At 70.3% G+C, this 16,227-nt stretch carries 18 protein-coding genes and 1 tRNA gene; 9 read left to right on the forward strand and 10 right to left on the reverse strand.

Going from position 1 to position 16,227, the window contains the following annotated elements:
- Positions 1 to 19 precede the first annotated feature (19 nt).
- Positions 20 to 856, forward strand: a complete 837-nt coding sequence (locus OG842_RS21380) for a class I SAM-dependent methyltransferase (protein WP_266731744.1) — start codon at positions 20 to 22, stop codon at positions 854 to 856.
- A gap of 41 nt (positions 857 to 897) precedes the next feature.
- A complete protein-coding gene (locus tag OG842_RS21385; RefSeq protein ID WP_266731745.1) occupies positions 898 to 1,287 on the forward strand; it encodes a nuclear transport factor 2 family protein in 390 nt (129 codons plus the stop codon).
- 35 nt (positions 1,288 to 1,322) lie between these two features.
- On the opposite strand, the gene OG842_RS21390 is transcribed toward OG842_RS21385, so the two are convergent.
- Positions 1,323 to 1,889: a winged helix-turn-helix transcriptional regulator gene (locus OG842_RS21390; RefSeq protein WP_266731746.1), complete on the reverse strand. Its 567-nt coding sequence runs from the start codon at positions 1,887 to 1,889 to the stop codon at positions 1,323 to 1,325.
- A 46-nt stretch (positions 1,890 to 1,935) separates the two neighbouring features.
- Here OG842_RS21390 and OG842_RS21395 point away from each other — a divergent pair, with 46 nt between their 5' ends.
- Complete coding sequence (locus OG842_RS21395) at positions 1,936 to 3,366, forward strand: MFS transporter (RefSeq protein ID WP_266731748.1); 1,431 nt, start codon at positions 1,936 to 1,938, stop codon at positions 3,364 to 3,366.
- A 78-nt stretch (positions 3,367 to 3,444) separates the two neighbouring features.
- Here OG842_RS21395 and OG842_RS21400 read toward each other — a convergent pair whose 3' ends face one another.
- Together OG842_RS21400 and OG842_RS21405 are read right to left on the reverse strand one after the other, a co-directional pair.
- The gene (locus OG842_RS21400; RefSeq protein ID WP_266731750.1) at positions 3,445 to 4,251 is read right to left on the reverse strand and encodes an SGNH/GDSL hydrolase family protein; all 807 of its coding nucleotides are present in this window, start codon (positions 4,249 to 4,251) and stop codon (positions 3,445 to 3,447) included.
- Between the two features lie 370 nt (positions 4,252 to 4,621).
- On the reverse strand, positions 4,622 to 4,792 hold the full coding sequence (locus tag OG842_RS21405; protein ID WP_266731752.1) for a hypothetical protein: 171 nt from the start codon (positions 4,790 to 4,792) through the stop codon (positions 4,622 to 4,624).
- 324 nt (positions 4,793 to 5,116) lie between these two features.
- Between OG842_RS21405 and OG842_RS21410 the strand changes: the two genes are divergently transcribed.
- Complete coding sequence (locus tag OG842_RS21410; RefSeq protein ID WP_266733730.1) at positions 5,117 to 7,327, forward strand: HelD family protein; 2,211 nt, start codon at positions 5,117 to 5,119, stop codon at positions 7,325 to 7,327.
- A gap of 51 nt (positions 7,328 to 7,378) precedes the next feature.
- Here the strand turns inward: OG842_RS21410 and OG842_RS21415 are convergent, their stop codons facing one another.
- Together OG842_RS21415 and OG842_RS21420 are read right to left on the reverse strand one after the other, a co-directional pair.
- The gene (locus OG842_RS21415; RefSeq protein ID WP_443064067.1) at positions 7,379 to 7,570 is read right to left on the reverse strand and encodes an FAD-binding protein; all 192 of its coding nucleotides are present in this window, start codon (positions 7,568 to 7,570) and stop codon (positions 7,379 to 7,381) included.
- Positions 7,480 to 7,836 carry a hypothetical protein gene (locus OG842_RS21420; protein ID WP_266731753.1) on the reverse strand — a complete coding sequence of 119 codons (357 nt, stop codon included), beginning with the start codon at positions 7,834 to 7,836 and terminating at the stop codon, positions 7,480 to 7,482. The genes OG842_RS21415 and OG842_RS21420 overlap by 91 nt, the downstream gene beginning before the upstream one ends.
- A gap of 90 nt (positions 7,837 to 7,926) precedes the next feature.
- Between OG842_RS21420 and OG842_RS21425 the strand changes: the two genes are divergently transcribed.
- Entirely contained in the window at positions 7,927 to 8,097 is a 171-nt protein-coding gene (locus OG842_RS21425) for a hypothetical protein (protein WP_266731755.1), read from the forward strand.
- Positions 8,098 to 8,252: 155 nt separating this feature from the next.
- Here OG842_RS21425 and OG842_RS21430 read toward each other — a convergent pair.
- Together OG842_RS21430 and OG842_RS21435 are read right to left on the reverse strand one after the other, a co-directional pair.
- Positions 8,253 to 8,326 (reverse strand) — tRNA-Pro (locus OG842_RS21430).
- Between the two features lie 112 nt (positions 8,327 to 8,438).
- Positions 8,439 to 9,377, reverse strand: a complete 939-nt coding sequence (locus OG842_RS21435; RefSeq protein ID WP_266731756.1) for a metallophosphoesterase — start codon at positions 9,375 to 9,377, stop codon at positions 8,439 to 8,441.
- 79 nt (positions 9,378 to 9,456) lie between these two features.
- Here OG842_RS21435 and OG842_RS21440 point away from each other — a divergent pair, with 79 nt between their 5' ends.
- Positions 9,457 to 9,921, forward strand: a complete 465-nt coding sequence (locus tag OG842_RS21440) for a GatB/YqeY domain-containing protein (protein ID WP_266731758.1) — start codon at positions 9,457 to 9,459, stop codon at positions 9,919 to 9,921.
- A 108-nt stretch (positions 9,922 to 10,029) separates the two neighbouring features.
- On the opposite strand, the gene OG842_RS21445 is transcribed toward OG842_RS21440, so the two are convergent.
- Positions 10,030 to 12,282, reverse strand: a complete 2,253-nt coding sequence (locus OG842_RS21445; RefSeq protein ID WP_266731760.1) for a transglycosylase domain-containing protein — start codon at positions 12,280 to 12,282, stop codon at positions 10,030 to 10,032.
- Positions 12,283 to 12,668: 386 nt separating this feature from the next.
- On the opposite strand from OG842_RS21445, the gene OG842_RS21450 reads away from it, so the two are divergent.
- Entirely contained in the window at positions 12,669 to 13,019 is a 351-nt protein-coding gene (locus OG842_RS21450; RefSeq protein WP_176740522.1) for a WhiB family transcriptional regulator, read from the forward strand.
- 14 nt (positions 13,020 to 13,033) lie between these two features.
- Here the strand turns inward: OG842_RS21450 and OG842_RS21455 are convergent, their stop codons facing one another.
- Positions 13,034 to 14,497 (reverse strand): ArsA family ATPase, encoded by a 1,464-nt coding sequence (locus OG842_RS21455; RefSeq protein WP_266731762.1) that lies wholly within the window; start codon positions 14,495 to 14,497, stop codon positions 13,034 to 13,036.
- Positions 14,494 to 15,504: an ArsA family ATPase gene (locus OG842_RS21460; protein ID WP_266731764.1), complete on the reverse strand. Its 1,011-nt coding sequence runs from the start codon at positions 15,502 to 15,504 to the stop codon at positions 14,494 to 14,496. The genes OG842_RS21455 and OG842_RS21460 overlap by 4 nt, the downstream gene beginning before the upstream one ends.
- A gap of 83 nt (positions 15,505 to 15,587) precedes the next feature.
- Here OG842_RS21460 and OG842_RS21465 point away from each other — a divergent pair, with 83 nt between their 5' ends.
- Both OG842_RS21465 and OG842_RS21470 read left to right on the forward strand, forming a co-directional pair.
- Positions 15,588 to 15,746: a DUF4177 domain-containing protein gene (locus tag OG842_RS21465; protein WP_003967454.1), complete on the forward strand. Its 159-nt coding sequence runs from the start codon at positions 15,588 to 15,590 to the stop codon at positions 15,744 to 15,746.
- Positions 15,746 to 16,216: a RidA family protein gene (locus OG842_RS21470; protein WP_266731766.1), complete on the forward strand. Its 471-nt coding sequence runs from the start codon at positions 15,746 to 15,748 to the stop codon at positions 16,214 to 16,216. The genes OG842_RS21465 and OG842_RS21470 overlap by 1 nt, the downstream gene beginning before the upstream one ends.
- The last annotated feature ends 11 nt before the right edge of the window (positions 16,217 to 16,227 follow it).

Consider the following 16,227-nt stretch of genomic DNA (forward strand, 5'->3'; position numbering starts at 1 on the left):
CTGTGGATAACCTCCCGGCATGCATGCACCGACCCCTGAAGACTGGCGCGAGGCGAACCGCGCCCTCTGGGACGAGCGCGTCCCCATCCACGTCACGAGCGACTACTACGATCTCGAATCGTTCCGCGCGGGGAAGGACGCCCTGCGCGACTTCGAACTCGCCGAGGTCGGAGACGTCAAGGGCAGGACCCTGCTGCATCTTCAGTGCCACATAGGCGTCGACACCCTCTCCTGGGCCCGGCACGGCGCCGCACAGGTCGTCGGCCTGGACTTCTCCGAGCCGGCCGTCGAGACCGCGCGCGTCCTGGCCCGCGAGCTCGGGTTCGGCCAGGACCGGGCGGCGTTCGTCGCGGCCGACGTCCACGACGCCGCGGAGGCCGTCCCCGACTCGTCGTACGACATCGTCTACACCGGCATCGGCGCGCTGAACTGGCTGCCCGACATCCGTCGCTGGGCCGAGACCGCCGCATCGCTCGTGGCGCCCGGGGGGTTCCTCTACCTCGTGGAGTTCCATCCGATGACGGACTGCCTCGACGACGACACCGGGACGAAGGTCGACCACGACTACTTCAGCCGCGACGCGTGGGTGGACGAGACGCCGGGCACGTACGCGGACTTCGACGCGCCCACCGTCCACAACCGCAGCGTCGAGTGGCAGCACCCGATCGGCGAGGTGGTGTCGGCGCTGGCCGCCACCGGGCTGCGGATCGAGTTCCTGCACGAGCACGACGCCTCGCTCTTCGCCCGCTTCCCGACGCTGGAACGGCAGAGCGACGGCTACTACCGCTTCCCGGCCGACCGGCCGCGCATCCCGCTGATGTACTCCATCAAGGCGTCGCGGGCGGCCGATTCCTGAACAAGGGCGGATTGTCAGTGGTGGGGTCCAGACTCGGACCCATGACGACTACTGCCGATCTGCGCGCCGTGGTGGAGACGTACTGGAGCGCGGCCGACACTCGCGACTGGGACGCCTTCGCCGCGACGCTGGCCGACGAGGTGCTGTACGACCTGCCGCAGACCCGCGAGCGCATTCGCGGGAAGGAGCGGTACGTGCGGTTCAACCGGGAGTACCCGGGGGACTGGCGGGTCCGCGTCGAGCGCGTGGTGGCCGACGGCCAGGAGCAGCACGCCGCCGTCCGCACGCGCTTCACGGCCGGCGGCGAGGAGTTGCACGCCATTCACTTCTTCGTGTTCGACGCGACGGGGCGGATCAGCGGGATCACCGACTTCTGGCCCGAGCCGTACGAGCCCCCGGCGGGCCGGGAGCACCTCGTCGAGCGGTACTGAGCGAACGGCCCCGGCTCGCAGCCCGGTTCCCGGCCTCAGCCGTCGGACGGGTCCGGCTGCCTGGGACCCGAGCGGTCCCATCCGGGGGCGCGCACGTCGACCGTCAGCGTGTTCATCGCGACTTCCTCGCCGCAGGTGCGGCAGATCCACGCCGCGTCGAGATCGTGCGTATGGGTGTCCCCGCCCGCGTCCTCGGCCGCACGCCCGGCGGCGTCCGCGACCGGCTCGTGGACCATGACCACCGGCCGGTCCTCCAGCACCCACCGGTCGCCCCAGTCCAGCAGCGCCCGGATGACCGGCGCGAGATCGCGTCCGGATTCGGTCAAGTGGTACTCGTGGCGCGGCGGGCGCTCGTTGTAGGGCCGCCGCTCGACCACTCCTGCCTGTTCCAGTGAGCGCAGCCGCGCCGCGAGACGGTCGCGGGGTGCCCCGGTGTTCCGGGCGATCGCCTCGAACCGGTGGTTGCCGAAGAAGATCTCGCGCACCGCGAGCAGCGCCCATTTCTCACCCACCACGTGCAGCGCGGCGGCGGCCGAGCAGGGCCGGCCGGGCAGCGTGACCGTCGGGGCGGTGCGGGCGTGGGTTTCCTGTGCAGCACTCATCACCACAAGGTTGCCATCTCAAACTCACTGGCGCTACCTTGCCGCCATGACAGTTGGAAAATCAAACTCACTCGCCTTCGCGTCCTCCGCCCCGCCCGCCTCCGCACCCTCCTCGCGGGCCTCCGGCTGGATCATTTCGGCCGGTGTCTTCGTCGTGAATCTCGACCTGTTCATCGTCAATGTCGCGGTACCCGCCCTCGACGAAGCCTTCGACGGCAGCTCCCTGGCCTCGCTGTCCTGGGTGCTCAACGCGTACGCGATCGTCTTCGCCGCACTGCTGGTCGTCGCGGGCAGGCTCGCCGACCGGTACGGGCACCGCCGCGGCTTCCTCCTCGGGCTGGCGGTCTTCACCGTCGCCTCCGCGCTCTGCGCCGTCGCACCCGGAGTCGGCTGGCTGGTGGCCGCCCGTGCGCTGCAGGCCGCCGGAGCCGCCGCGCTCATGCCGACGTCCCTCGCCCTCCTGCTGGTCGACACCCCGGCGGAGCGCCGGCCCCGGGCCATCCGGGGCTGGGCGGCGATCGGCGGCATCGCGGCCGGCCTCGGTCCGGTGGTCGGGGGCGTGCTCGTGGAGGCCGACTGGCGCTGGGTCTTTCTCGTCAATGTGCCGGTCGGCGTGATCGGGCTGCTCGCGGGCGCCCGGCTGCTGCCCGATGCCCGCCCGCACCGCGAGGGCCCCTTCCCGGACCTCGTCGGGGCGGCGCTGCTCACCCTCGCGATCGCCGCGCTGGCGCTCGCGCTGGTCAAGTCCGATGCCTGGGGCTGGAGTTCGCCGGAAGTCCTGGTTCCGCTGTTTGCGACGGCCGTTCTCGCCGCGGGCTTCTGGATACGGTCCGCCCGGCACCCGGCCCCGGTCGTCGAGCTGCCGATGCTGCGCACCCGGGTCTTCGCGACGGCCACCCTCGCGGCTTTGCTCTTCACCGTCGCGTTCGCGGCGATGCTGCTGACGTCGGTGCTCTGGTGCCAGCAGGTGTGGGGATACTCGGCGATCCGTACCGGACTCGCCATCGCGCCGGGGCCGTTGGTCGTGCCCGTGCTCGCCGTTCTCTCGGGACCGGTCGTCCGCCGGCTCGGGGCGGGCCGCACGGCGGCACTCGGCTGCCTGCTGTTCGCCTGCGGGCTCGCCTGGTGGGCCGTCGCACTCGGCGCGGCTCCGCACTACGCGAGCGGCTTCCTGCCCGGCATGGTGGTCACCGGCATCGGAGTGGGCCTCGCTCTCCCCACCCTGGTCGGCGCGGCCGCCGCGGCCCTTCCGCCCACCCGTTTCGCCACCGGATCGGCCGTCACCACGATGGCCCGCCAGACGGGTTCGGTGCTGGGGGTGGCGCTGATGGTCACGCTGCTCGGTGCGCCGGACGGGCCGGGCGAGGCGCTCGACGCCTTCCGCCACGGCTGGTGGGTGGCCGCGGCCACCGCCGTACTCGCCGCGTTCGCCGCCCCGGCCCTGCACCGGCCGGACGCCGCGTCGGCCCCCGCCTGACCGGGGGCAGCAGTGCGGCGGACGACCGGGAGAACCCCGGCGGCCCGCCGCACTTTCTGCACCTCCGTCGTCCGCGTCCTACGCGGCCGAGCGGAAGGCCGGAAGGTAACCGCCGGACTGCCCGGCGGCCTTGGGGTGGTACGAGTTGTAGACCGGGATCGACACGCTGTGGAGCCAGGCGTCACCGGAGCACAGCTCGTGCCCGGTGAACTCGTCGACCACGCTGGAGAACGTGAACCCGGCGTCGGCCGCCTGCTTGGCGATGACCCCGTTCAGCACGTCGGAAGCGTTGTTGATGGCCGCCCGCTCCTTCTCCGAGAGCCCGGCGATGCAACTGCCGCTCAGCTGGTAGAAGCGCGGGTAGCCCAGCACCACGACATGGGCCTGCGGGGCCCGCGACCGGATGGAACCGTAGAGCGAACTCAGCTTGGACGGAAGCGAGTTCTGGACCTGCGAGACGGCCGAGCCGACGCTGCTGAGGCAGGCGGCCTCGCCGGAGAGCACGCAGTCCTGCATGACATCGGCGAACCCGACGTCGTTGCCGCCCGCGGTGACGCTGACCAGGCCGGTGGACGAGTTCAACGCCCCCAGCTGAGAACCGGCCACCGAAGTGGTCGTGGCGCCGGAACAGGCCACGAAGGCAAAGGAGGAAGGCGAGTTGGCGGCCGCCCAGAGGTAGGGGTAGGACTTGGTGCTGCGACGGCAGTCGCCGCTGTCGGAAAGGTAGCTCCCCGCACCGACGCCGGAGGAGTACGAGTCGCCGAGGGCGACGTACCCGTCGGCGGCGGCCGAGGAGTTTGCCGAGGCCGGCTGGGCAACGCCCAGCGCGGCCACGGCGGCGAGGACCAGAGTGGATGCGGACGCCCAGAATCTCCGTACTGACACGACTGTCAGCCCTCCGAAGTGTGGGGGGTGGGTGGGGGGTTGGTTGAGCGCCACGTTTCTAGCAGCTGTTGGTACCGGCCGGTAATAGCTGCGGAAGAACTGGTCTGATATGCCCGAATGATCGTTCGGGTGCGGTAGCTCCGCGCGTAGATAAACCTCTGGGAGCGCCCCGAATGGGCGGTCTGCCGGAGGGAGTTCGCGCGTCGGCGGGAGGTCGCACGCCGGTGGGGGCGGTACGGCGGCGCGCGCCCGCTCGGCGGGCGCGCGGACCTACAGGATCAGGCGGACATAAAAAAACCGCCCTCCGCGGTGGCCGTCCCCAGGGGTGGGGGCGCCGCCGCGGAGGGCGGTTGTCGTGGTTCTGAGAGGGTCAGTTGTGGCCGAACCTCCGCTGCTTCCGGTGGGAGACCTGTTCTGAGATCGAGTGCACCGTCTCCTGGGCGGCCGTTGGCCGCGTCTGCTCCTTCGTCTCCGGAGCAGCGCTGCGTTCGTGGCCGCCGGTGCGGGCACCCCGGTTCTGCCGACTCTGCTTCTTGCCCACGATCGTGCCTCCTGTTGCGGATCTCGGACGATGGGCCATCACCAGACTCGCATGCAGGTACGAAAGGTGCATTCCGGGTGGCGGGTGCCTGGTGCGACTCCCCCTGGGGTCCGGGTCCGGTGGCGGGTCGCTCGTGCCGGGACCCGCGGCGCCCGCGGACCGCGCCATAAGCACAGGAAATCCCCGTTCCGCAATTGCGGAACGGGGATTTCCTCACGTATATTGAGTGGTTCTGTGTGCCACAGGAAAAGGCCCCTCAAAGGGGCCTACGAGAATCACCGTATCCGGCAGGGAGCGATTTTGTCAACTCGCGAAAACGTCGAATTGCAGAAGGAGCAGGAATTCATCGACCGGCTCTACGACCGCGTCGACGTGCTGCGCGGGGACGCCGCGCAGCACGTCGAGGACGCGCTTACTCCCGTGGGGAACGGGCTGCAGGCCCGCCTCGAACGCGATGTGCTCGTCGCCGAACGTTCCGGCCTGCTGGCAGCGCTGAACGCGGTGGACGGGTCACTCTGTTTCGGCCGAATCGATCTTCGTGACGGTGCGGCGCACCATATCGGCCGTATCGGAATTCGTGAGGACGACACCGAACACACACCTCTTCTCATCGACTGGCGGGCACCGGTCGCCCGGCCCTTCTATCTCGCCACCGGGCATACGCCCATGGGGCTGCGCAGGCGCAGACACATCACCACCGACGGCCGCACGGTCACCGAGCTGCACGACGAGATCCTCGATCTCGGGGACCGTGAACGCAGCGGCTTCGAGGACCCGCGCGGCGACGCCGTGCTGCTCGCCGCGCTCGGCGCAGCCCGTACCGGACGCATGGGCGACATCGTGCGGACCATCCAGGCGGAGCAGGACCTCATCATCCGTGCCCCGTACCGCGGTGTCCTCGTCGTCGAGGGCGGCCCCGGCACGGGCAAGACGGCGGTCGCCCTGCACCGTGCGGCCTTCCTGCTGTACGAGCACCGTGAGCAGCTGGCCAAGCGCGCGGTCCTGGTCGTGGGCCCCAACCCGGCCTTCCTGCGCTACATCGGCGAGGTGCTGCCCGCACTCGGCGAGACCGGGGTCATGCTCGCCACGCAGGCCGAGCTCTTCCCCGGTGTCCACGCCCGCGGCACCGACACCCCCCGCGCGGCAGCCGTCAAGGGCGACGCGGCAATGGCCGAGGCACTCGCCCTCGCCGTACGCGACCGGCAGGGGCTGCCCGAGCCAGGCGCGCCGGTGGTCATCCCGCACGACGACGGGGATCTCGTCCTGGACCGGGAGATCGCCCACGAGGCCCGCCGGGCGGCCCGCGAGACCCGGCTGCCGCACAACCTCGCCCGTCCGTACTTCGCGTTCCACGTCATCGACGCCCTCACCGCCCAGCTCTCCGAACGCATCGGCGCGGATCCGTACGGCGGCCCCAACTTCCTCGGCCCGGACGACATCGCCCAGCTCGGCAAGGGCGTCGCCGCGAGCGAGGAGGTGCACGCCGCCGTCGGAGCGCTGTGGCCGGCGCTCACCCCCGAGGACTTCCTCGCCGACTATCTGGCCGAGCCGGTCCACGTGCCCCAGGAGGACGCCGAGACCATCCGGCGCGTTACCGGCGGCCGGGAGTGGACTCCGGCCGATGTGCCGCTCCTGGACGAGGTGGCCGAACTGCTCGGGGCGGACGACAGCGCCGAGCGGGCCGCCGCCGAGGCCGAGCGCCTGCGGCGGGTCGCCTACGCGCAGGGCGTTCTGGACCTTTCCCGGGGTTCGGAGACGTACGAGTTCGAGGACGAGGAGTCCGAGGTCCTGGCCGCCCACGATGTCATCGACGCCGAACGGATGGCCGAGCGGCACGAGGAGGCCGACCACCGGAGCGCGGCCGAGCGGGCCGCCGCCGACCGGACCTGGGCGTTCGGGCACATCATCGTCGACGAGGCGCAGGAACTGTCGCCGATGGCATGGCGGTTGCTGATGCGCCGGTCCCCGACACGCTCGATGACCCTGGTCGGCGATCCGGCGCAGACCTCCGAGGAAGCGGGCGTCGGCTCGTGGGAAAGGATCCTTGAGCCGTACGTGGGCGATCGCTTCGAGCACGTGAGGCTGGGGGTCAACTACCGCACGCCCGCCGAGATCATGGAGCTGGCTGCCGGTGTCGTACGTGCCGAGGACCCCTCGTTCGAACCGCCCAGGTCGGTACGGTCCACCGGCCGGACGCCGTGGACACGGGACGCCGGGGCGGATCTGGCGGGCGCGGTGGCGGCGGCCGTCGCGGAGCTGACGCCCGAGGAGGGGCGCCTCGCGGTGATCGCGCCGCGCGCCCTGCACGAGGAGATCGTGTCCGGGATCGACGGGGTCACGGCCGGCGCCGAACCCGACCTCACCCGTACCGTGGTGCTGCTCGGCCCGCGTGAGGCCAAGGGGCTCGAATTCGACCATGTCCTGGTCGTGGAGCCGGGGCGGTTCGGGACCAGCGACCTGTACGTGGCGCTCACCCGGGCGACACAGCGGCTGGGCATCGTCCACAGGGAAGAACTGCCCGAGCCGCTGCGCTGATCCGGGGCGGCGCCGGTGACCGGGGGTTCGGTCCGACGGGCTGTCAGGCCGTCAGTCCGTCGGACCCGAGGCCGCCGGATGCTCCACCGCGATCCAGCCGAAGGCCATCGCGGGGCCGATCGTGGCACCGGGGCCCGGGTACGTCTCCCCCATCACGGCCGCGGCCACGTTCCCCGCCGCGTACAGGCCCGCGATCGGGGAGCCGTCCTCGCGCAGGCGAAGCCGCCGGGGCGTTCGGGGCAGTAGTCGCTGTAGCCGTCCGTGTAGACGAAGCGGACGTCGGTGCGGTCGTGGAACTCCTTCACCATGCGGGGTGCCTGGTCGAGGTACGCCTCCTTGCGGGCGGCGGGTACGCGCTCGCCGACGGTGGCGTCCAGATAGGCACGGGCCGGCTCCCGGCCGTCGGGAACGGGATCTCCGCCTCGTGCAGCTTGGCCACCAGGTCCCGCTTCCCGGCCGCCGGGGCCGTGCGGTCGTCGCCCGCAGCCGGCCGTCCTGGACGAGGACAAGGTGGTGTACCTCCTCCAGGTGGGGCGCCGGTCGGTATCCCGTCCCGCCGGTTCGTCGGGAGTCGCCTCCACGCGTCGACCATCGGCTGCGTGGCGACCCCGGTCATCGGCGCGGGCGACCGCTCACCACTGGCGGCCATCTCGCTCAGCGGCCCGGCCGACGCCATGGAGCTACCCCGCCCGGCCGCGACCCTTCGCCATACGGCGGCGACCCTGCGCAGGGGGACGCCGACACTGGCCGAGGGCGTGGCACAGCGGTGACGGCCGAGCACATCATCAGCTCCCGCGCCTCCGGGGAGCCGCCTGCCGAAACCGGCTCCCCGATGGCTCCCGGATGGCCTCCGAAATGACTCCAGAACGCAGGTCAGGCCCGGTACTGATTTCTCAGTACCGGGCCTGACCTGGTGTTTCAGCTGTCGGGGTGGCGGGATTTGAACCCACGACCTCTTCGTCCCGAACGAAGCGCGCTGCCAAGCTGCGCTACACCCCGATCGCCGCCGATGTCCTGGCGACATCGATTACTTTAGCCCACCCGCGCCCGCAGACGAAATCCGGTTTCTGATGCGTCGGCCGGGGAAGGGCCGGGCCCCGGGGCAGGGGCCTCAGTCCCGGGGTGTCAGGGTCAGCAGGGTCGCCTCCGGCGGGCAGGCGAAGCGGACCGGGGTGTAGCGGTTGGTGCCGCAGCCGGCCGAGACGTGGAGGTAGGCGCGGCGGTCGTCGACGGTGTGGGTGGAGAGGCCCTTGACCCGGTCCGTGTCCAGGTCGCAGTTGGTGACCAGGGCCCCGTAGAAGGGGATGCAGAGCTGGCCGCCGTGGGTGTGACCGGCCAGGATCAGGGGGTAGCCGTCCTGGGTGAAGGCGTCCAGGGAGCGCAGGTAGGGGGCGTGGACCACACCGATGGAGAGGTCGGCGCCCGTCTCGGGTCCGCCGGACACCTCCGCGTAGCGGTCGCGCTTGATGTGCGGGTCGTCCAGGCCGGTGAAGGCGAGCTCCAGGCCGTCGATCTTGAGGCGGCCGCGGGTGTTGGACAGGCCCAGCCAGCCCGCCTCGTCGAAGGCGTCGCGCATCGGCTCCCAGGGGTTGTGGACGACGCCGACCGCGGGCGCGTTCCCGTTGAGGCCGTGCTTGCCCCGGGCCTTTTCGATGAGGTAGCGGGCGGGGTTGCGGAGCTTGGGACCGTAGTAGTCGTTGGAGCCGAAGACGTACACCCCCGGGAACTCCATCAGCGGGCCGAGGGCGTCGAGCAGCTCGGGCACGGCCTCGGGGTCGGAGAGGTTGTCGCCGGTGTTCACGACGAAGTCCGGGCGCAGGCCGGCCAGCGACTGGAGCCAGGCCCGCTTCTTGCGCTGGCCGCTCACCATGTGGATGTCGGAGACCTGGAGCACGCGCAACGGGCGTGCCCCGTGCGGGAGTACGGGGATGGTGAGCCGTCGCAGGCGGAACGAGCGGGCCTCGAATCCGGCGGCGTAGGCGATGCCGGCTGCGCCGACCGCCGCGCCGACTGCCGTGACTTTCAGGGGTACTCCGTAGCGTGCGCGCATGCGCCCATCGTCGCAGAAACCGTGCGGCGGGAAGAAAACCGGCGGGCGCCGCTCGCCCCGTACCTGCCACAATCAGCACATGACCACGCTCAAGTCCAAGCTCAAGGAAGACCTCACCACGGCCATGAAGGCGCGCGACGAGCTGACCTCGTCCACGCTCCGGCTGACACTCACCGCCATCACGAAGGAGGAGGTCAGCGGCAAGACGGCCCGCGAGCTCTCCGACGACGAGGTGCAGAAGGTGATCGCCAAGGAGGCGAAGAAGCGCCGCGAGGCGGCCGAAGCCTTCGCCCAGGGCGGCCGGACCGAGCAGGCCGAGCGTGAGAAGGCGGAGGGCGAGATCCTCGACGCGTACCTGCCGAAGCAGCTGAGCGACGACGAGCTGGGCGCGATCGTGGCGTCCGCCGTCGAGGAGGCCAGGGCCGCCGGGGCCGAGGGGCCGCGCGCGATGGGTGCCGTCATGAAGATCGTGAACCCGAAGGTGGCCGGGCGCGCGGACGGCGGCCGGGTGGCCGCCTCGGTGAAGAGGCTCCTCGCGGGCTGAGCGGCGCAGGAAGCGCAGGAACACGCGAAGGCGGGTGCCCCGGATCGGATCGATCCGGGGCACCCGCCTTCACGCGTATGAGCCGTGTGGCTCGGGGGCCCTTGCCGCTCAGGGGCCCTGCGTGCCGCCGGTCTGACCGCGGTGGCCGCCGCCGTTGTTCCCGCCGATCAGGTTCGGCGGGACAGTGATGCCGGGGAACGGGTTCTTGCCGCCGGGCTTCTTGCCCCCGGCGCCGGGCCGTCCTTCGTCCCCGCGGTCACGGCCCCTGCCCCTGTCCCGCTCGTCGTGCATAGGCGGGTCCGGGATGTCGACGGTGTTGAAGGGGGGAGCGGCCACCCCGTTGAGGGCGCCCGTCATCGCGTCACGCCAGATCGGTCCGGGGACCTGTCCGCCGTACACCTTGTCCTGGTACACGCCACCGATCGTGATGCGCTCCATCTCGACGCTCTGGGACGGGCTGCCGACCCAGACGGCACCGGACATGTTCGGCGTGTACCCGACGAACCAGGCGTTCTTGCGGGCGTCGGTCGTACCGGTCTTGCCCGCGTTGTCGCGGTTCTGGAGCCCCGCCTCCTGGCCGGTACCGGAGTCGACCACTCCGCGCAGCAGGGTGTTGATGGTGTCGGCCGTGGTCGGGGACATCGCCTGCGAGCAGGAAGTCTTGGGCACGGGCAGCGAGGTGCCGTCGGCCGTGCTGACCGACTCCATGGCGATCGGCGTGCAGTACGTACCGCGGTTGGCGAAGGCGGCGTACGCGCTCGCCATCGTCAGCGGCGACAGGCCGTTGGAGCCGAGGGTCAGGGTCGACGGGTTCTGCGGGAGCTTGGAGCCGTCGCCCTGCACCACGCCGAGCTTGTCGGTCATCTGCGAGACCGGGCACATGCCGATGTCCTGGAGCATCTGGACGAAGTAGGTGTTGACCGACTTCTCCATCGCCTCCCGCAGCGCGTACGGGCCCTTCTCGGTCTCGCTCTCGTTCTCCAGGTGATACTTCGGCACCCCGTCGTTGACCCACGGCTTCCCGCAGGAGCGCACCGTGTCCGGGTAGTCCATCTCGTACGGGGACGGATAGACCTGCGTGGCCGGCTTGCCGCCCTGTATGGCCGCGGCGGCGAGGAAGGGCTTGAACGTCGAACCGGTCGGGAAGCCGTAGTTGGAGCCGCCCATGGACTTGTTGACCGAGTAGTTGTACTGGGTCTCGTTGGTCCCGAAGCCGTACGGCTTGGACTGGCCCATGCCCATGATCTTGCCGGTGCCCGGCTGGACCAGCGTCACGGCCGTCGCGACCTTGTCCGTCTTGTAGACGTGGCTCTTGATCGAGGCCTGCACCGACTGCTGGGACTGCGGGTCGAGCGTTGTCCGTATCGTCAGGCCGCCCCGGTTCCAGATCTTGGCCCGGTCCTCCTTGGTCTTGCCGAAGACCGGGTCGGTGAGGAAGACATGGCGTACGTAGTCGCAGAAGAAGCCGGCGCCGCTGACGGCCGTGATGCAGCCGTTCTGCGGCTTCTTGACCTTCAGCTTGATCGGGGTCGCCTTCGCCTTCTCGGCCTGGGCCTTCGAGATGTCCCCGACGTCCGCCATGCGCTGGAGCACCATGTTGCGGCGCTTGGTGGCCTCGGCCGTGTCGTTGACCGGGTCGTAGCGGCTCGGCGACTGCACGACGCCGGCCAGCAGCGCGGACTCCTCCAGCGTCAGGTCCTTGGCCGACTTGGAGAAGTAGCGCTGGGAGGCGGCCTCGATGCCGTAGGCCTGCTGCCCGAAGAAGGTGATGTTGAGGTAGTTCTCCAGGATCTTCTTCTTGCCGAGCTCTTCCTCGACCTGGATCGCGTACTTCAGCTCCTGGACCTTGCGGCCCATCGTCTGCTGGGTGGCCTGCGCGACCTTGTCCGGGTCGTCGCCCGCCTCCTCGACGAAGACGTTCTTCACGTACTGCTGGGTCAGGGTCGACGCGCCCTCGGTGGTCCCGCCCGTCTGCACATTGCGGTTCAGAGCGCGCAGGATGCCCTTGAGGTCGATGGCCCCGTGCTCGTAGAACCGGGCGTCCTCGATCGCGACGATCGCCTTCTGCATGTACGGCGAGATGTTCTTCAGCGGGACCACCGTGCGGTCGCGCGAGTACACCGAGGCGATCAGCCCGCCCTTGCTGTCCAGGATCGTGGTGCGCTGGCTCAGCGGCGGAGTCTTCAGATTGGCCGGGATCTCGTCGAACCCCTCGACCGTTCCCTTGGTGGCGAGGCCCAGTGCTCCGGCGGCCGGCAGCGCGATGCCCGCGAGCACGACTCCGGAGAGCGCGGCGACACCGAGGAACTTGGCGGCCTGCTGGGTCGTCGAGAGACCCCCGCCCGAGCGCTTCTTTGGCATGGGGGCAGCCTACGTTCTCATTCGCCGGACACACGTATATGCCTTGGCCTAAGCTGCTCTCAACTGTCACAGCAGTCCGGTTCCGCATCAACCCCCGTGCAAGTCCCGGCCACGACCGCAGGCGCTCCCGAATTCGCCTCGTTGGTCATTGAACGTCCGTTGTGATCCAGGTGATCTGTCCCGATTCTGGCGGGATGGTCGCGTATGCCCTCGCCTCACTCCCCTGGGTGATCTGCCGCATACGCATAGTCCGTTCGGGCCATTCAAGATTGGGCCCGAAGGGGGTGTTGTGCTGTCGCCACCTTCCGTAACGTCCTCAACTGGCAGCGGTGAATATGCCGCTGTCGCCGTGGGGGAGCCTCGATTCGGGAGAGGACGGCGCCGTGATGGGCTGGGTAACCGACTGGAGTGCGCAGGCAGCCTGCCGCACTACCGATCCGGATGAACTGTTCGTACAAGGGGCAGCGCAGAACAGGGCCAAGGCGGTGTGCACCGGATGCCCGGTGCGGACCGAGTGCCTGGCCGATGCGCTGGACAATCGCGTCGAGTTCGGCGTGTGGGGCGGAATGACCGAACGGGAGCGCCGCGCACTGCTGCGCAGGCGACCGACCGTCACGTCCTGGCGCCGGCTGCTGGAGACCGCACGCAGCGAGTACGAGCAGTCGACGGGCATCCTGCCCGTCGCGATCGGACTGGACGACGACGAACTGCACGAGAGGTACGCCGCAGTGGGATAGGACCGGCGGGTTGTTCACGCAGCTCCGGCCGGGGCGGAACCGGTCGCGAGCCGGTCTCCGACGGCCCTGAGCCCTTCGAGATCGTGTACATCACCGGGCAGCGCGGCCACTTCGGTCACGGCGACCTCGGGGTGCAGTGCGGTGAAGCGGTCACGTGTGTGCTGCTCGCGCGCGACCACCTGCATCCGTTCGGCATGCAGCCGCAACAGACCTGCGGTCAGCTCCTCGACGGAAGCGGTCCCGGACGTATCGGGAGCGGGTGGATCGGGAACGTGTCCCGGCGTCGGCTCGCGGTCTTCGGTGTCCTCGCACTCGTACTCGGAGTTGTCGGGCGGGGGAACGGCCTCGGGAGAGGTGGCCGACCGGTCGGTCCGGTCACGAAGTCCAGCCTTCCCGGCCGTCTGATCCACAATGCCGACCCCGTCAAGATTTTCTGCGGCGACCAGGGCGTGCTCGGCGGAGAGCCGGGCGGCATCGCTGCCATGGACCCGGTTGAGCACCAGGCCGGCCAGCGGCATGTCCTCCGCGGCCAGCCGTTCCACGAAGTACGCCGCCTCGCGCAGCGCGTCCCGCTCCGGCGTCGCGACGACGAGGAACGCCGTGCCGGGTGCCTGCAGCAGCTTGTACGTGGCGTCGGCCCGGGTGCGGAATCCGCCGAACATGGTGTCCATCGCCGCGACGAAGGTCTGTACATCGCGCAGGAACTGACCGCCGAGCAGTTTGCCGAGCGTTCCGGTCATCATCGACATGCCGACGTTCAGGAACTTCATCCCGGCCCGGCCGCCCATCTTCGCCGGGGCCATCAGCAGCTTGATGAACTTTCCGTCCAGGAAGGAACCGAGCCGCTTCGGCGCGTCCAGGAAGTCCAGCGCGGAGCGCGACGGAGGGGTGTCGACGATGATCAGGTCCCACTCGTCGCGTGCGCGCAGCTGCCCGAGTTTCTCCATCGCCATGTACTCCTGCGTGCCCGCGAAACCGGCCGACAGGGACTGGTAGAAGGGGTTCTCCAGGATCGCGCGAGCCCGCTCGGCGTCCGCGTGCGCCTCGACGATCTCGTCGAAGGTCCGCTTCATGTCGAGCATCATGGCGTGCAGTTCCCCGGCGCCCTCGCCGTCGATGCCCGGCACCCGGCGCGGGACGTTGTCCAGCGAGTCGATGCCCATGGACTGGGCGAGTCTGCGGGCCGGGTCGATGGTGAGGACGACGACCTTGCGGCCGCGCTCGGCCGCCCGTACGCCCAGTGCTGCCGCGGTGGTGGTCTTGCCGACGCCGCCCGAACCGCAGCAGACGACGATCCGGATGTCCGGATCGTCGAGCAGTGCGTCGGTGTCCAGCGCGGGGGCCGGTTCGGGGTAGGGGGAATCGACCGCGTCCGCCGACGCGTCCGTCGAGCCGGCCGTGTCCACCGACGCGGCCGAGCCCACTGACGCGGCCGTGTCCGTTCTTGCGGTCGTGGCCGCGTCCGTGCGCTGTGTCATGCACCCACCCCTTGTCCCGCCCCTTGTCCCGCCCCTTCGTCCCCCGCTTCGCCCACGCCCTGCTTGCGCAGCTCGGTCGCCAGGTCGTAGAGACCGGCCGGGTCCATTCCCTCGCCGATCAGCGGGAGTTCGTACCCGGGAAGCTCCAGTCCGGCGAGCACGGCGCGCTGTTCACGCTCCAGTTCGACCCGCTGGGCGTGCTCGGCCGCCTGCTCGACCAGCGGGCGCACGAGCCCTGCGGAGCCGGTCACTCCCGCCCGGGTCAGCGCCTTGGCGATCTCCTTGCGGCGGCCGCCCGCGGCGGTGCGCAGGGTGTCCTCGTCCAGCAGATGGGGCCGCACCATGTTCACGATGACCCGGCCCACCGGAAGTTCGGCGGCGCGCAGCTCGGCGATGCCGTCCGCGGTCTCCTGGACCGGCATCTCCTCCAGCAGCGTCACCAGATGAACCGCGGTCTCGGGGGACTTCAGCACCCGCATCACGGCCTGCGCCTGATTGTGTATCGGGCCGATCCTGGCCAGCCCCGCCACCTCGTCGTTCACGTTGAGGAAGCGCGTGATGCGCCCGGTGGGCGGGGCATCCATGATCACGTAGTCGTAGACGTACCGGTTCTGCTTGTCCTTGCGGCGTACGGCTTCGCAGGCCTTGCCGGTCAGCAGCACGTCCCGCACACCGGGCGCGATCGTGGTGGCGAAGTCGATCGCGCCGAGCTTCTTGAGCGCCCGGCCCGCGCTGCCCAGCTTGTAGAACATCTGGAGGTAGTCGAGCAGGGCGCGCTCGGCGTCGATCGCGAGGGCGTACACCTCGCCGCCGCCCGGCGCGACGGCGATCTTGCGCTCCTCGTACGGAAGGGACTCCGTCTCGAAGAGCTGGGCGATGCCCTGCCTGCCCTCGACCTCCACGAGAAGGGTGCGCCTGCCCTCGGTCGCGAGGGCGAGCGCGAGGGCGGCGGCAACCGTGGTCTTACCGGTACCGCCCTTGCCGCTGACGACCTGGAACCTGCTCACGTATTCGAGCCTAACCAGTCACACCGCAGGCTACGCACGAGGCTGCGCGTGCCAGGGATTACACAGGCGTTACAGTCGGGCCCATGACCAAGTGGGAATACGCGACCGTGCCCCTTCTCGTGCACGCGACCAAGCAGATTCTGGACACCTGGGGCGAGGACGGCTGGGAGCTGGTCCAGGTCGTTCCCGGCCCGAACAACCCCGAGCAGCTCGTGGCCTACCTGAAGCGGGAGAAGGCGTAGTGGCGGGCGCGATCGAGGCGAAGCTCGCCGAGCTCGGGCTGACGCTGCCGGACGTCGTGCCGCCGCTGGCCTCGTACCAGCCGGCCGTGCAGTCCGGGGTGTACGTGTACACCTCGGGCCAGCTGCCGATGGTGGACGGCAAGCTCGCGGTCACCGGCAAGGTCGGCGCGGAGGTCACGCCCGACGAGGCCAAGGAGCTGGCGAAGACCTGCGCGCTCAACGCGCTGGCCGCCGTGAAGTCCGTCGCGGGCGACCTGGACCGGATCGCGCGTGTGGTGAAGGTCGTGGGCTTCGTCGCCTCGGCGTCCGACTTCACCGGGCAGCCCGCCGTGATCAACGGCGCCAGCGAGCTGCTGGGCGCGGTGCTCGGCGACAAGGGCGTGCACGCGCGCAGCGCGGTGGGCGTCGCGGTGCTGCCGCTGGACGCGCCGGTCGAGGTCGAGGTCCAGGTCGAGCTGGCCGGGGCCTGAGCCGTACGTTC

Source organism: Streptomyces sp. NBC_00376 (genome assembly GCF_036077095.1).
Lineage (GTDB): Bacteria > Actinomycetota > Actinomycetes > Streptomycetales > Streptomycetaceae > Streptomyces.